The organism is Lysobacter korlensis, from assembly GCF_042434515.1.
On sequence record NZ_JBHLTG010000001.1, the window covers coordinates 1872279 to 1886852 of the forward strand.

10 protein-coding genes and 1 riboswitch are annotated in these 14574 nt (G+C 68.2%); of the genes, 9 read left to right on the forward strand and 1 reads right to left on the reverse strand.

What is annotated here, in order from left to right; all coding sequences use genetic code 11:
- Window positions 1-147: 147 nt before the first annotated feature.
- Window positions 148-1425: a replication-associated recombination protein A gene (locus ACFFGH_RS08760; protein WP_386667461.1), complete on the forward strand. Its 1278-nt coding sequence runs from the start codon at window positions 148-150 to the stop codon at window positions 1423-1425.
- 164 nt (window positions 1426-1589) lie between these two features.
- Here the strand turns inward: ACFFGH_RS08760 and ACFFGH_RS08765 are convergent, their stop codons facing one another.
- Window positions 1590-4511: a bifunctional diguanylate cyclase/phosphodiesterase gene (locus ACFFGH_RS08765; RefSeq protein WP_386667080.1), complete on the reverse strand. Its 2922-nt coding sequence runs from the start codon at window positions 4509-4511 to the stop codon at window positions 1590-1592.
- A 372-nt stretch (window positions 4512-4883) separates the two neighbouring features.
- On the opposite strand from ACFFGH_RS08765, the gene fabA reads away from it, so the two are divergent.
- From fabA to ACFFGH_RS08805, 8 genes are all read left to right on the forward strand, one after another.
- Window positions 4884-5399, forward strand: a complete 516-nt coding sequence (gene fabA, locus ACFFGH_RS08770; RefSeq protein WP_386667083.1) for a 3-hydroxyacyl-[acyl-carrier-protein] dehydratase FabA — start codon at window positions 4884-4886, stop codon at window positions 5397-5399.
- A 1-nt stretch (window position 5400) separates the two neighbouring features.
- Entirely contained in the window at window positions 5401-6615 is a 1215-nt protein-coding gene (gene fabB / locus ACFFGH_RS08775) for a beta-ketoacyl-ACP synthase I (RefSeq protein WP_386667085.1), read from the forward strand.
- A 421-nt stretch (window positions 6616-7036) separates the two neighbouring features.
- Window positions 7037-7735 carry a glutathione S-transferase C-terminal domain-containing protein gene (locus ACFFGH_RS08780; protein WP_386667088.1) on the forward strand — a complete coding sequence of 233 codons (699 nt, stop codon included), beginning with the start codon at window positions 7037-7039 and terminating at the stop codon, window positions 7733-7735.
- 54 nt (window positions 7736-7789) lie between these two features.
- On the forward strand, window positions 7790-10675 hold the full coding sequence (locus ACFFGH_RS08785; protein ID WP_386667090.1) for a molybdopterin oxidoreductase family protein: 2886 nt from the start codon (window positions 7790-7792) through the stop codon (window positions 10673-10675).
- Window positions 10676-10923: 248 nt separating this feature from the next.
- Window positions 10924-11057, forward strand: a riboswitch (molybdenum cofactor riboswitch).
- Window positions 11049-12032, forward strand: coding sequence for a GTP 3',8-cyclase MoaA (gene moaA, locus ACFFGH_RS08790; RefSeq protein ID WP_386667092.1), 984 nt, complete (start codon window positions 11049-11051; stop codon window positions 12030-12032). It overlaps the preceding riboswitch by 9 nt.
- The gene (gene moaCB / locus ACFFGH_RS08795; protein ID WP_386667094.1) at window positions 12033-13046 is read left to right on the forward strand and encodes a bifunctional molybdenum cofactor biosynthesis protein MoaC/MoaB; all 1014 of its coding nucleotides are present in this window, start codon (window positions 12033-12035) and stop codon (window positions 13044-13046) included.
- Window positions 13043-14317, forward strand: a complete 1275-nt coding sequence (locus ACFFGH_RS08800) for a molybdopterin molybdotransferase MoeA (protein WP_386667097.1) — start codon at window positions 13043-13045, stop codon at window positions 14315-14317. Before moaCB ends, ACFFGH_RS08800 begins: the two co-directional genes overlap by 4 nt.
- Window positions 14314-14574 (forward strand): MoaD/ThiS family protein, encoded by a 261-nt coding sequence (locus tag ACFFGH_RS08805; RefSeq protein WP_386667099.1) that lies wholly within the window; start codon window positions 14314-14316, stop codon window positions 14572-14574. The genes ACFFGH_RS08800 and ACFFGH_RS08805 overlap by 4 nt, the downstream gene beginning before the upstream one ends.

Sequence of the window (14574 nt, forward strand, 5' to 3'; positions counted from 1 at the left end):
GCGGAGACGGTGCCGTTGGCGCCTGTTACCGTGCGGCCCCGTCCGAGATTCCGTTGACCGGTGGCCAAGCACGAATTCGACCTGATCACGCCCGGCCCTGAACCGGCTGCCGACGCTGCCGCTACCTTGCGACCGCTGGCCGAGCGGATGCGTCCACGCACGCTCGACGAGATGGTCGGACAACACAGGCTGCTGGACCCCGGCTCGGCCCTGCGCCGCGCGGTCGAATCCGGCCGCATCCATTCGATGGTGCTGTGGGGGCCTCCGGGCTGCGGCAAAACCACGCTCGCGCTAATGCTCGCACGGTATGCGGATGCCGAATTCCGATCCGTGTCCGCCGTGCTGTCCGGGCTGCCTGACGTCCGGCGGGAGCTTGCCGACGCGGCCGAGCGTTTCTCGGCAGGGCGGCGCACCGTGCTTTTCGTGGACGAAGTACACCGGTTCAACAAGGCCCAGCAGGATGCGTTCCTGCCGCACATCGAACGCGGGACGATCGTGTTCGTCGGCGCGACGACTGAGAACCCGTCGTTCGAGCTGAACTCCGCACTGCTGTCGCGCTGCCGCGTGCACGTGCTCGATGCCGTCTCGGCCGATGAGATCGCGGTGGCGCTGCGCGCGGCGCTGACCGACAGCGAGCGCGGCCTGGGCGCACCCGGCGTGCAGGTGTCCGACGAGGCATTGATGGAGATCTCGGGCGCGGCGGACGGCGACGTGCGCCGGGGGCTGACGCTTCTCGAGATCGCGGCCGAGCTCGCGCAGGACGAAGGCGGCGTGGTGACGCCCGCAACGCTCGCGCAGGTGCTCGCGGACCGCAGCCGGCGATTCGATAAAGGCGGCGAGCAGTTCTACGACCAGATCTCGGCGCTGCACAAGTCCGTGCGCAGCTCCAACCCCGACGCGGCCCTGTACTGGCTGGCCCGGATGCTGGACGGGGGCTGCGACCGTGCCTATCTGGCACGCCGCATGACGCGGATGGCCGTTGAGGACATCGGCTTGGCCGACCCGCGAGCGCTACCGATGGCGCTCGATGCCTGGGATACGTTCGAACGGCTGGGGAGTCCCGAGGGCGAACTCGCTCTCGCGCAGCTCGTGCTGTACCTGGCCAGCACCGCGAAGTCGAACGCCGCGTACGTCGCGTACGGCCGCGCCAAGGCCGATGTGCGCGAACACGGCACGCAGGAAGTGCCGCTCCATCTGCGCAACGCACCGACGAAGCTGATGAAGCAGCTCGGCTACGCACGCGGCTACCGGTACGACCACGACATGGAAGACGGCATCGCCGTCGAGCAGACGGGCTTCCCTGACGCGATGGGCGAGCGCGTGTATTACGAACCGGTGGCGCGCGGCATGGAGATCAAGCTGCGGGACAAACTGGACGCGTTGCGCGCGGCGCGGGCTTCGGCGGCTGCACAAAAACCGAAGTAGAGGCGGAACGCCCGGGTGCCCGCGGCGGCAGCTTCGCCCGAGCGGTGGCGGCTGTTGATCTGGCTCAAGCGCGCGGATGCCAGCTGCGGACGACCCTCGCTCGACCGGCCCGACCGTCTACCGGCCAATTGCAGGCCTCGGCTCCCGACGGGTAAGCGCGCGCCTCAGCCCTCGGCCGGTGCCTCCACCCAGTGCTCGGCCGGCTTCGGCCTGCCGAAGAGATAGCCCTGGCCGAACATGCAGCCCATAGCGACCAGTGCCTGCCGTTGCAGCTCGGTCTCGATGCCTTCCGCCACGACTTCGACGCCCAGCGAATGCGCCAGCGCGAGGATTGCGCCCACCACCGCGGAGCTGCGCTGCGAGCGGTCGCTGCCGAGCGAATCGATGAAGGAGCGATCGATCTTGATCATCTTCAGCGGGAAGCGGTGCACGTAGCCCAGCGACGAATAGCCGGTGCCGAAGTCGTCCAGCGCCGCCTCGACGCAGGCCACTCGCAGGCGGTCCAGGATCTTTGCGACGGCGTCCGGGTCGCCGAGCAGCGTGCCCTCGGTGACCTCGATCCGCAGCTTGGACGGGTCGAATCCGGTCTCGGCCGTCAGCCTGAGCAGGCGCTCGTCGAAGTCATCGTTCTGGAAGTGCCGGGGTGAAATGTTGAGCGTAATGAAGCCGCCCGACTTGACCAGCGGCGCCGCCGCAGCGCAGGCGAGGCGATACATCTGCCAGTCGATCGCTTCGAGAAGGCCGCTTTCTTCCGCGACGGGCAGGAACTTGTCCGGCGTAAGGATGCCGCGGGTGGGATGGCGCCAGCGGATCAGCGCCTCGTAGCCGATTGCGTGGCTGTCGCCGAGCCGGACCAGTGGCTGGAAGTAGGGCTCGAACTCGCCGGCCGCGATCGCGGCGCGCAGTTCGTGCTCCAGTCCGAGCACGTCCATCGCCTGCCGCTGCAGCGAATCGTCGAACAGCACGAACCGGGCGCGCCCTGCGGCCTTCGCGCGGTACAGCGCGGTGTCGGCGTCGTGCAGGATCGCATCGGTGCTCTGATAGCGGCTGTCGCCGATCGCGATACCGATGCTCGAGGAAGTCTGAAGATCGCGGCCGGCGATCGACATCGGCCGCTGCATCGCATCCTGCACACGCTGGGCGACGCCGCACGCGTCGTGCGGCGTGTTGATGTCCACCAGCAGGATCGCGAACTCGTCGCCCGACAGCCGCGCGACGACGTCCGGCTCGCGCACGCAGTCGCTGAGCCGACGCGAAACTTCCTTGAGCACGTCGTCGCCAGCCAGGTGTCCGAGGCTGTCGTTGAACAGCTTGAAGCGATCGACATCGAGGTAGAGCAGGGCAAAACGGCGGTCGGGGCGGCGCCGGAGCATCGCGATCTCGCGTTCCAGGCGGTCCTGCAGGTACAGGCGGTTCGGCAGCCCCGTCAGCGCGTCATGCATCACCTGGTGTTTGAGCTGCGCCTCCATGCGTTCGCGCACGGCGATCTGTTCGCGCAGCTGTTGCGTCCGGTCGTAGACGCGTTGCTCGAGTTCGGCATTCAGCAGGCGCAGCGCCTCGGCGCTGTTGCGACGCTGCAGGCTATTGGCGATCTGGTGCGACACGAAGGTCAGCAGTTCGGCGTCGGCCTCGTCGTAGTAGAGGTCGCTGCGGTAGCTCTGCACCGCAATCGCGCCCATCACGCCATGCTGGCCGAGCAGGGGCACGCCGAGCCAGGACACGGCGGGCGCGCCGGAGGTCGTGCTCCAGGCGATCTCGCCGCGCTCTTCCATGCGCAGCGCTTCGGGCTCGTCCAGCAGCAGCGGCTGCCCGGTGCGGATCACGTACTCGGTCAGGCCCTTGCCGAGCGGGCGGCGCGGTTTCGCGGTGTCGGCGGTGTCGACGAAATACGGGAACTCGAGGTGTCCGCCGTCGTCGGTGATCAACGCGATATAGAAGTTCTCGGCGTTGAGCAGCTCGGCGACGACCTCGTGGATCTGCGCGTAGAAGCGGTCGATGCTTTCGTCGACGTTCGCGAGCGCGGCGATGCGGTACAGCGCGGCCTGCAGATGCTCGGCGCGCAGGCGTTCGGCGATCTGCTTCTGCAGGTCGGTGTTCGCCTCGGCCAGCTGCCGGGTGCGCTCGGCAACGCGGTACTCGAGCTGCTCCTGCGACCGCTTGCGCTCCACGGCCGTGAGGATGTGGTCGGCGACGAAGCCGAGCAGGGCGCGCTCGCGTTCGCCAAAGCGTCCGGGCTCGTCGTAGCTCTGCACGACGACGCCGCCGAGCACCTCTCCGTTGCGGAGCATCGGCACGCCCAGCCAGTCCAGGCAGTCGGCGCCGTGCAGGTGCAGCGGGCCGGACGTCTGCCCGGCCAGATCGGTGAGGCTGCCCATCATGGGGCGCCCGTCGGTGACGAGATACCAGGTCAGGCCACGCTCGATCGCCGACATGGGGATTTCGCTGCCGGGCTGCGGCCCTTCGAAATCCACGGTGTCGATGAAGTAGAGAAACTGCAGCGCCGCGCGCTCGCGGTCGTACATGACGATGTAGAAGTTCTCGGCATACATCAGCCCGCCGACGATGCCGTGCAGGCCGCGCAGCATCGTCGTCATGTCCAGGTCCGAGCCGGCCATGTCGGCGATCGCGAACAGCGCGTGCTGCAGCTGTTCGGCCTGCGAGAAGTGCGAGATCGAGTGATCGAGCCGCTGCGAGGTCAATAGCTCGCGCAACCGCTGGCCCGCCGCGCGCAGCTCCGCGGCGTGCGCGGCGGCCTCGGCGGGTGGATGCATGAGCAGGGCGACGACGCCCTGTTCGTCGTCCGACAGCAGCACCGCTTCGGCGCTGGTTTCGCCATTGCGCAACGACAGCAGCCGCGAGTCGACGGCGAGGATGTCGAGGTCCGCTTCGCAGTGCTCGGGCCAGCAGTGCACTTCCTGCGGCCAGGCGTACGAATAAACGACGTACGACTTGTCGGCGGCGGGGCCCAGTGCCTCCAACAGGGCCGACGCCACCCGGCCCGGCGCGTCCGCCGACAGAATCGAAACCACCCGGTGCAGGTCGGCTTCGCCAGTGCGGAGCAGCTCTTGGGGGTGCTCGAATGTCATTAGCTCTGCCTTGTCGCTGGGTGCGGGGTCCGGTCACTCGGTGCTACCGGCGCCGGGCGCGAGACGTTGCAGCAACGCTCGCACGACGACAGGCTACTTCGCGGCTCCGGCGTACGGGTTAACGGCTCGCACAGCGGGATCTGTAGCCGCGGCCGGTACCGACGGGCCGCCGAAGCGCCGGCAGCTAAAGACCGCTTTCACGTGCCTCGTGCTACGTAGTTTCGCGCTGCATTGCGCCGCATTGGCGGCGCGTCGGCGTAATGCCAAGGTATGCAAAAACAGACGCTTGCGTACGGCCGGACTGGCTCGAACACGAGACAAACCGCAGCCGGCGATGCAAGCTACGCCCCCCTCGCCACGTCCTGATACCCGATGACGCGACCCCAATCGTTCGATTACGAACAGCTGCTGGCCTGTGGGCGCGGCGAGATGTTCGGCCCGGGCAATGCCCGACTGCCACTGCCGCCGATGCTCATGTTCGACCGCATCACCCACATCTCAGACGAGGGCGGGAAGTACGGAAAAGGCGAGATCCATGCCGAACTCGACGTCCGGCCGGACCTGTGGTTCTTCCAGTGCCACTTCCAGAGCGATCCGGTCATGCCGGGCTGCCTGGGCGTTGATGCGATGTGGCAGCTTGGCGGCTTCTACCTGCCGTGGCTCGGCGAGCCGGGCCGCGGCCGCGCGCTTGGCGTGGGGCAGGTGAAGTTCACCGGGCAGGTGCTCCCGGACGCAAAGCTGGTGCGTTACGAGCTCGACATCCGTCGCGTCATGCGCGGCAAGCTCGCCCTGGTGATCGCCGACGGGCGCACGCTGGTCGACGGCCGCGAAATCTACACGGCCAGCGACCTGCGCATCGGCCTGTTCACCTCCACCGAGGGCTTCTGACATGCGTCGCGTCGTCATCACCGGTCTCGGCATCACTTCCTGCCTGGGCAACGACGCCGAAAGCGTCACCACGTCTCTGCGGGACCTCAAGCCGGGCATCCGCTTCGTACCGGAATACGCCGAGCTCGGTCTGCGCAGCCATGTCGCCGGCGCGCCGGACCTCGACCTCGAGGCTCAGATCGACCGCAAGCTCAAACGCTTCATGGGCGACGCGGCCGCTTACAGCTACCTCGCGATGCGCGATTCGATCGCGCACGCCGGGCTCAGCGACGAGCAGGTGCGCAGCGAGCGCACAGGCTGCATCGCCGGCTCGGGCGGCGGTTCGCCGCAGTGGCAGATCGAAACCGGCACGCTGCTCAAGGAAAAGGGCGTGCGCCGGATCGGGCCGTACATGGTGCCGCGCACGATGTGCTCGACCGTGTCGGCGGCGCTCGCGACCTCGTTCGGCATCCGCGGCCTGAGCTATTCGATCGGCGCAGCCTGCGCGACGAGTGCGCACTGCATCGGCGCGGCCGCCGACCTGATCCGCCATGGCGCGCAGGACGTGGTGTTCGCCGGCGGCGGCGAGGAACTGCACTGGGGCATGACCTCGCAGTTCGATGCGATGGGCGCGCTGTCGACCAAGTACAACGACACGCCGGAAAAGGCCTCCCGTCCGTACGACGCGGACCGCGATGGTTTCGTCATCGCATCCGGCGGCGGCATGATCGTGCTCGAAGCACTCGAGCATGCGCAGGCGCGCGGCGCGAACATCCTGGCCGAGCTGATCGGCTACGGCGTGACCTCCGACGGCGCCGACATGGTCGCTCCGTCGGGCGAGGGCGCGGTGCGATGCATGAAGATGGCGCTCGACCGCGTAGACCGGCCGATCGACTACATCAACACGCACGGCACGTCGACGCCGCTCGGCGACATCGTCGAACTGAAGGCGCTGCGCGAAGTGTTCGGCGAGAACGTGCCGCAGTTGTCGTCGACGAAGGCGCTGTCCGGCCATTCGCTCGGCGCGGCCAGCGTGCATGAGGCGATCTACTGCCTGTTGATGCTGCAGGGTGGCTTCCTGTCGGGCTCGGCGAACATCGACACCGTCGATCCACGCGCCGAAGGCTTCCCCATCCTTCGCGAAACCCGCGAGGTGCAGGTCGACACGATCCTGTCGAACAGTTTCGGCTTCGGCGGCACGAACGCGAGCCTCGTGCTGGCGCGCTTCAACGGCTGATATCGCCCCGCCCAGGCGCCGAGGCGTCCTGTGCGGTGGATTGCAGCGCGCTGCGCAAGGCAGCGCGTCTGGTGAGGTCGTAATCCGGCGCGGCGGTCAGCCCGCCGGCCTCGGCGTTTGACGTACCCGTCAACAGAGCGCCGCTGCGCCGGTTCTCCGCAGTGTCGTCCTCGCAGATTGCCCGTTTAGGCGCCGGACTGGACCCCGGCTGCCCGGACCGCGGCTCGTCGACAGCGCCGCTTGGAACGGCGGGTCGATCGCCGCGCCTCTCGTGATCGCGCTCCATGGTCGACCCAGGCTTCACCGGATTCGCATCCGTCCGTGGTTATCACTGCATCGGTCCATGCCGGCGCTGCGGCGCCGACGGTCCAGCGCTCGCGCCGGGCCTGCGAAATGGCCACCCCGACTGCCTGGGTACCCGATGATCGACCTCTACTACTGGACCACGCCGAACGGCCACAAGATCACGATGTTCCTGGAGGAGGCCGGACTGCCGTATCGCATCGTGCCGGTGCACATCGGCCGCGGTGAGCAGTTCGAGCCCGAGTTCCTCAGGATCGCGCCGAACAACCGCATTCCCGCGATCGTTGACCGCGCGCCCGCCGACGGTGGTGAGCCAGTGCCGGTGTTCGAGTCCGGAGCGATCCTGCTCTACCTCGCGGAGAAAACTGGACGCTTCCTCCCGCAGGACCTGCGCGGCCGCAACCTCGCGCTGCAGTGGCTGTTCTGGCAGATGGGTGGCCTCGGGCCGATGGCGGGGCAGAACCACCACTTCACCCAGTACGCGCCCGAAAAGATCCCGTACGCGATCGAGCGCTACGTCAAGGAAACCTCGCGCCTGTATGGCGTACTCGACCGGCAGCTGGCAGACGGGCGCGACTTCATCGCCGGCGAGTACTCGATCGCGGACATGGCCTGCTATCCGTGGATCGTGCCGTACGAGTTCCAGCACCAGCGGCTCGAGGAGTTTCCCCACCTGATGCGCTGGTTCGAGCGCATCCGCGAGCGCCCCGCAACGAAGCGGGCGTACGAACGGGCGGGGGAGGTGAACTCCGCACCCGTCATCGACGAGCAGTCGCGCAAGGTGCTGTTCGGGCAGGACGCGTCGAGTACGCGCTGAGCCTGCTGGTGCGCCGCCGGGCGCCTGTCCTCTTGCCCTACCACGGAAGCGACGATGGCCATTTCCCGAGACAGCGTGTCCGACATCTGGGGCGAGCGCACCCCGTACCACGGCGACGGCCAGTGGCCGGTCCGGGTGGACGAGCGCGTCCTCGAGGAGCCCGAGCGCTGGGTGCAGTCGGCGTGCGTGCTGTGCTCGAACGGCTGCGCCTGCGATATCGCGGTGCGTAACGGCCGCATCGTCGGCGTCCGCGGACGTGCAGAGGACGTGGTCAACCGCGGGCGCCTGGGCCCCAAAGGTCTGCACGGCTGGGAAGCGAACAACAATCCGGACCGGCTGACGACCCCGCTGATCAAACGGAACGGGACGTTCGAGCCGGCGAACTGGGATGAAGCCATGCAGCTCATCGTCGAGCGGGCGCAGCAGCTGGAGAAGCAATACACCGCGAGCTCGATCGGGTTTTACACCAGCGGCCAGCTGTTCCTCGAGGAGTACTACACGCTCGCGGTCATCGGCAAAGCAGGCCTCGGCACGCCGCACATGGACGGCAACACGCGCCTGTGCACCGCGACGGCGGCCGCCGCGCTGAAGGCGACGTTCGGTTCGGACGGACAGCCCGGCAGCTACTTCGATCTCGACGTGACCGACTGCATCCTGATGGTCGGCCACAACATGTCGGCCACCGATACGGTGCTGTGGATGCGCGTGCTCGACCGGCGGCGGGGCCCGAAGCCGCCCCGGCTGATCGTGATCGATCCGCGCGCCACCGTTACCGCGCGCGAGGCCGACATTCACTTGGCGCCGAGGCTCGGCACGAACGTCGCCGTGCTCAACGGGCTGCTGCACCTGCTGATCGAAGGCGGGTATGTGGACGAGGGCTTCGTCCAGCAGCACACGATCGGTTTCGAAAAGCTCAGGGAGACGGTCCGGGCCTACACCCCCGAACGCGTCGAGTCGATTTCGCAGGTGCCTGCCGCGAAGCTCCGGGCTGCCGCGGAGGCGATCGCGACTTCCAGGCAATTGGTGTCCACATGCCTGCAGGGCGTCTACCAGTCGAACCAGGTGACTGCGGCCGCGGTGCAAATCAACAACCTCAACCTGATCCTGGGACGCATCGGCCGCCCCGGCTGCGGGATCCTGCAGATGAATGGCCAGCCGACCGCGCAGAACACGCGCGAAACCGGCGCGGATGGCGATCTGCCGGGTTTCCGCAACTGGAACAACTTCGAGCACGTCAAGGAACTCGGTCGCCTGTGGAACGTCGACCCGGCGAAGATCCCGCACTGGGCGCCGCCGACGCATGCGATGCAGATCTTCCGCTACTGCGAGACCGGCTCGATCCGCATGCTGTGGATCCATGCGACCAATCCGGCGATCTCGCTGCCCAACCTGGACCGCATCCGGAGCATCCTGGGCCAGCAGCGGCTGTTCGTCGTGGTCCAGGACGCCTTCATGACCGAGACCGCGCAACTCGCTGACGTCGTGCTGCCAGCGGCGATCTGGGGCGAGAAGACCGGCACGTTCACCAACGTCGACCGCACGGTGCACATCAGCCACAAGGCAATCGAGCCGCCGGGCGAGGCACGGTCCGATTTCGACATCTTCATCGACTTCGCGCAGCGGATGGGCCTGAAGGACAAGGATGGTGCGCCGCTGATCAGGTGGCGCACGCCCGAGGAAGCCTTCGAGGCCTGGAAGGAGTGCTCACGTGGGCGCCCCTGCGACTACACCGGCCTCAGCTACGACAAGCTCACTGGCGGCTCCGGCATTCCCTGGCCGTGCAACGAGCAGCACCCTGACGGCTCGCCGCGGATCTACCTCGACCTGAAGTTCCCAACCGACCCCGATTACTGCGAAAGCTACGGCCACGATCTTGTGACCGGAGGCCTGATGACCGCCACCGAGTACAAGGCGATGCGCCCGGCGGGCCGTGCAATCCTGCGCGGCGCCGAGTACGTGCCGCCGGCCGAGGAGCCCGACGACGAGTACCCGTTCTACCTGTCCACCGGCCGCCTGGTGTACCACTTCCACACCCGCGCCAAGACGGGCCGGTCGCAGCCGCTCGTCGACGCGGCGCCTGACGACGTCCTGCAGATTTCCGAAGCCGATGCGGATGCGCTGGGCGTTGCCGATGGTGACTGGCTGAAGGTGACGTCGCGGCGGGGTGCGATCAAGGCGAGGGCGAAGGTGGGCGGCATCGATGCCGGGCAGGTCTTCGTGAGCTTCCATTACGGGTATTGGGACGACCCGGGCCGCGCCCGCGCCGCGAACGAGCTGACCATGCTCGGCTGGGACCCGGTCAGCAAGCAGCCGCACTACAAGTACGCCGCGGTGAAGCTGGAGCGCGTTGACTCGCCCGGCACCCGTCAGCCGGAACAGGTGGTCCTGCACCCGGAGGACGAGGACGGCTCGCTGAGCGAGGCGGTGAAAGAGACCGCGAAAGGGCTGGTGGATGCAGCGAAGTCGCTCAAGCCCGAGCGCGAACACACGGCTGACTACATCGGCCTGCTCCGGATGAGCGAGCAGCAGTTGGTCAAGGCATTCGCGCATGTCCGCAAGACGCACGCCAAGGAGCCGGACATCGCCGTCATCTGCAAGCTGTTCGAGTCATGGTCGCAGGAGGCCGTCGACATGCTGCAGCCGTTCGCGGACAAATATGGCGAGCACCGCCACGGCGAGCCCGATCGGCTGGAGGACGCGTTGCTCAGGCAGCGGGTTCCGAATGCGTTCGCGCTGCTGCGCGACCTGCACGACCTGTGGCTGCTGGTCAACGAGAGCGTGATTTCGGTCGACACCCTCGAGCAGGCCGCGCGCGCCAAGCGCGACAAGGCGTTCGAGGATGCGATCAAGCAGATACGCAAGCGCAACAAGCGCCAGCGCCGATGGCTCCGCACCCGCATCCGGCAGGCGGCGCCGCAGACGCTGACGGTGCCGTCGTGAAGCGAGCCCTGCGCCGCGCAACGAAACAGCGTGTCGCCACCGCGCTTCGCGATTACCCCGGTACGGGTGGCTGCCGGGAGCGCAATGAAGAGGCCGCCGCTGCCGAGCCCCGGCTCCGCCCGAGTGCCCCGGTCAGCTGAACCGCCGCAGCCCCCGCGTATGGCATAGCGCCGGCACGGCCGCCCGGTTGCAGTGTGATCACCGGCGGCCGACCTATACTTGCCGGGCCTCCGGCGCAGCAACACGTGCCGGGGCAACCGCTCCGAAGTCGATGCGCCTGCGCCCTCGGGTATGGCGTCCGACCGTGGCCCTCGTGGTCACCCGGCGCCGGTGGAAACGCCGGCGTCTCCCGTGCTTGGAAAGGAGTACCACCATGAGCCTGCTCGCCGACCGGCACGGTCGGACGTTCCCGTATTTGCGCCTGTCGGTGATCGAGGCCTGCAACTTCAGTTGCAGCTACTGCCTGCCCGACGGTTACCGCGCGATGTCGGGGCGGCCGAAGAACCTCGAACTCGACGAGATCGCGCGCCTGCTGCGCGCGTTCGCCGCGGCCGGCATGCGCAAGGTCCGCATCACCGGCGGCGAGCCTTCGCTGCGGCGTGACCTGACCGCGATCATCGATGTGGCCGCATCGACGCCCGGCGTCGAAAAGGTCGCGTTGACCACGAACGGCACGGTGCTCCACAAGCGCGTCCGCGAGTGGGCCGCAGCCGGCCTGACCGCGCTCAACGTCAGCGTCGACACGCTCGACAGGCTTACGTTCGAGCGCATCACCGGCCAGGACCGGCTCGACGACATTCTTTCGGGGATCGAAATCGCGCTCGACTGCGGCCTGCAGGCGGTCAAGCTCAACGCGGTGCTGCTGCGCGGGCTCAACGATGATCAGCTGCCGGCGTGGCTGGACTATCTGCGGGATCGCCCGGTGAGCGTGCGCTTCATCGAACTGATGCAGACCGGCGATAACCGCGAGTATTTCCGTCAGCACCACCTGCGCGCCGAAGCGCTGGAAACGCAGCTGATCGAAGGCGGCTGGCAGCTGCGTCCGCGTGCGGCCGACGCCGGCCCGGCGCGCGAGTACGCGCATCCCGACCATGCCGGAACGATCGGCGTGATCGCGCCGTACTCGCGGGACTTCTGCGCCGCGTGCAACCGCCTGCGCGTGACGTCGACCGGCGATCTGCGGCTGTGCCTGTTCGGGGAGTTTGGTGTGCCGCTGCGGCCGCTGCTCCAGCGCGACGACCAGTCCACCGAACTGCAGCACGTACTGGCAACCCAGCTGGGGCTCAAGAAGGCCACGCACGCGCTGCACGCCGGGCAGACCGGCCTGACGCCGCACCTGGCTTCAATCGGAGGTTGAATGCACGAAGCATCCACGACGTCGTCGCCCGCCGGCGGTTTCCACATGGCCGACGTACGCCGCAAGCGCCCCACCGCGCGCCGGGCGGTCGCGATCGGTGAGCTGTATGCCGGGGCCGATGCGTTTGCCGCGATCGTCGAGCGGCGCCTGCCGAAAGGCGATGCACTGTCGATGGCGGAGATCGCAGGCCTGCAGGGAGCCAAGCAGGCCTCCAGTCTGATGCCGCTCTGCCACCCGCTGCCGCTGGAGTTCGTCGAGCTGCGCTGCGTGCCGGTGCCCGAGCGGCATGCCATCCGCGTCTACTGCGAAGTCGCCACCGAGGCGCGGACGGGCGTGGAGATGGAAGCGCTCGCCGGTGCGAATGCTGCGCTGCTGACGATCTACGACCTCACCAAGCCCGTCGACCCCGCGCTCTCGATTGGCGGCATCCGTCTGCTGTTCAAGGAAGGTGGCAAGAAAGGGCTCTGGCTGCACCCGGACGGCATAACCGACGAGGAGCGCGCCCGTTACCGCCCGCGTGCGATCGCGCGGCTCGACGACTGGCACGTGGCCGTGGTCGTGCTGAGCGACCGCGCGAGCGCCGGTAGCTACGAAGATCGATCCGGTCCGGTAATCACCGACGCCCTGCGCGGGCTCGGCGCGCGTGTCGGCGAGCCCACTGTGCTGGCCGATGACGTCGATGCGCTTGCGGCACACCTGCACGCGCTCGCGTCCCAAGGCACCGGTCTTGTGATCACGTGTGGCGGCACCGGCCTGGGTCCGCGCGATACGACGCCGGAGGCGATCGCTCAGGTCGCAACCCGCCGCGTGCCCGGGCTTGCCGAAATGCTGCGTAGCGAAAGCCGGCATCACACCGCAATGGCCTGGCTGAGCCGCGCCGACGCAGTGCTCGTGGATCGGACGCTGGTCATCGCATTGCCGGGCAGCCCTAAAGCGGCAGCGCAAAGCATGGCGATCCTGGCCCCGCTGCTCGCGCATGCGCGTGCGATGGTTGAAGGCGGGTCGCACCCGTGATCGCGTTCGAAGACGCAGTCGACTGCGTCCTGCAGGCCTGCGGACGTCTTCCCGCCGAGCGCGTCGCACTTACTGAAGCGCTCGGGCGGGTCACTGCCGGCGAAATCCGCAGTCCGGTCGACCTGCCGTCGTTCGACAACTCGGCGATGGACGGCTTCGCCCTGTGTACCGATGGGCACGGCATTCCGGCCGGCCGCGAGTTCGCAGTCGGCGGCGAGCAGGTCGCGGGCGACGGTGTACGCCATGCCGATCGCGGGCGGGCGTGCTCGATCATGACCGGTGCCCGGCTGCCCGATGGGCTCGATGCGATCGTGCCCGTCGAACAGGTCGACGTGTTTGAACGTAACGCCGATGCACGACCGACGCGCATCCGCCTCGCCGCCGCGGTCGCTCCCGGCCAGCACCTCCGCCGTGCCGGCGAGGACATTGCCGCAGGCGCACTCGCGCTGCCTGCGGGCCATTGGATTGGCGCGAACGAGCTCATGCTTCTTGCGGGGCTCGGGCTTGCGCAGGTCGACGCGGTGCGCCGCCCGCGCGTGGCTCTGCTTTCCACCGGGCGCGAACTCGTCGATGACCCGGCGCGACCGCTGCAGCCCGGCCAGATCCGCAACTCCAGCGCGCCGTTTCTGGCTGCGCGTGTGCCGGCCGCGGGTGGCGAGGTGGTGCTGCGGGCGACCGTGCCCGACGAGCCCGCGCGGTTCGCGGCTGCGCTCGAACAAGCGGCCGGCGGTGGCGCGCAACTCGTGCTCAGCACCGGCGCGGTATCCATGGGTCGTTTCGATTTCATCCCGGAGGTGCTGCGCTCGCTCGGCGCGGAGATCCTGTTCCACAAGGTCGCAATGCGGCCCGGCAAGCCGCTGCTGTTCGCGCGCCTACCGGGCGGCGCATTGTTTTTCGGGCTGCCCGGCAACCCGGTGTCGAGCGTGGTCGGGCTGCGGTTTTTCGTCGAACCGGCAATGCGGGCGATGCTGGGGCTGCCACGCGAGCGTGGCTGGCGGCTGCCGTTGATGCATGATGCGAGCAAAAAGCCCGGTTTCAGGCTGCACCAGAAGGCGCGACTGCAGCTGGGCGCCACCGGCCGTCTCGGCGTGGAACTGCTGCCGGGCCAGGAGTCGTTTCGCACGCGGCCGTTGATCGACTCGACGGTGTGGGCAGCACTGCCGGCGGACCGAGAAGCCTTGGCGGCAGGCGACATCGTTGACGTGTTCCCGCTCGCGCACGAAGCGGGCGTCGCACTCGGGCCCCAAGCGACAGGAGCGGCATCGCCATGAACGTCCACCTGAGCCTGTACGGCGCGTTCCGCCAGTACGAGCCCGCCGGCGCGATCGAGCTTCAGCTGCCCGACGGCGCGGACATCGCGCAGCTGCGTGATGCGCTTTCGCGGTACGCAAGCGAACACTGGCCGGACTTCCGCTCCGGTCTGCTCACCAGCTCCGCGTTCGCGAGCGAGGCCAGCATCCTGCGCGACCGTGAAGCCGTACCGCCCGACGGGCGGGTCGCGGTCCTCCCGCCCGTCAGTGGAGGCTGA

Excerpts from the sequence above, each read along its gene's own strand:
- ACFFGH_RS08760 (WP_386667461.1), top strand. The coding sequence starts at position 148 with ATGCGTCCACGCACGCTCGACGAGATGGTCGGACAACACAGGCTGCTG.
- ACFFGH_RS08765 (WP_386667080.1), bottom strand. The coding sequence starts at position 4,511 with ATGACATTCGAGCACCCCCAAGAGCTGCTCCGCACTGGCGAAGCCGAC.
- fabA (WP_386667083.1), top strand. The coding sequence starts at position 4,884 with ATGACGCGACCCCAATCGTTCGATTACGAACAGCTGCTGGCCTGTGGG.
- fabB (WP_386667085.1), top strand. The coding sequence starts at position 5,401 with ATGCGTCGCGTCGTCATCACCGGTCTCGGCATCACTTCCTGCCTGGGC.
- ACFFGH_RS08780 (WP_386667088.1), top strand. The coding sequence starts at position 7,037 with ATGATCGACCTCTACTACTGGACCACGCCGAACGGCCACAAGATCACG.
- ACFFGH_RS08785 (WP_386667090.1), top strand. The coding sequence starts at position 7,790 with ATGGCCATTTCCCGAGACAGCGTGTCCGACATCTGGGGCGAGCGCACC.
- moaA (WP_386667092.1), top strand. The coding sequence starts at position 11,049 with ATGAGCCTGCTCGCCGACCGGCACGGTCGGACGTTCCCGTATTTGCGC.
- moaCB (WP_386667094.1), top strand. The coding sequence starts at position 12,033 with ATGCACGAAGCATCCACGACGTCGTCGCCCGCCGGCGGTTTCCACATG.
- ACFFGH_RS08805 (WP_386667099.1), top strand. The coding sequence starts at position 14,314 with ATGAACGTCCACCTGAGCCTGTACGGCGCGTTCCGCCAGTACGAGCCC.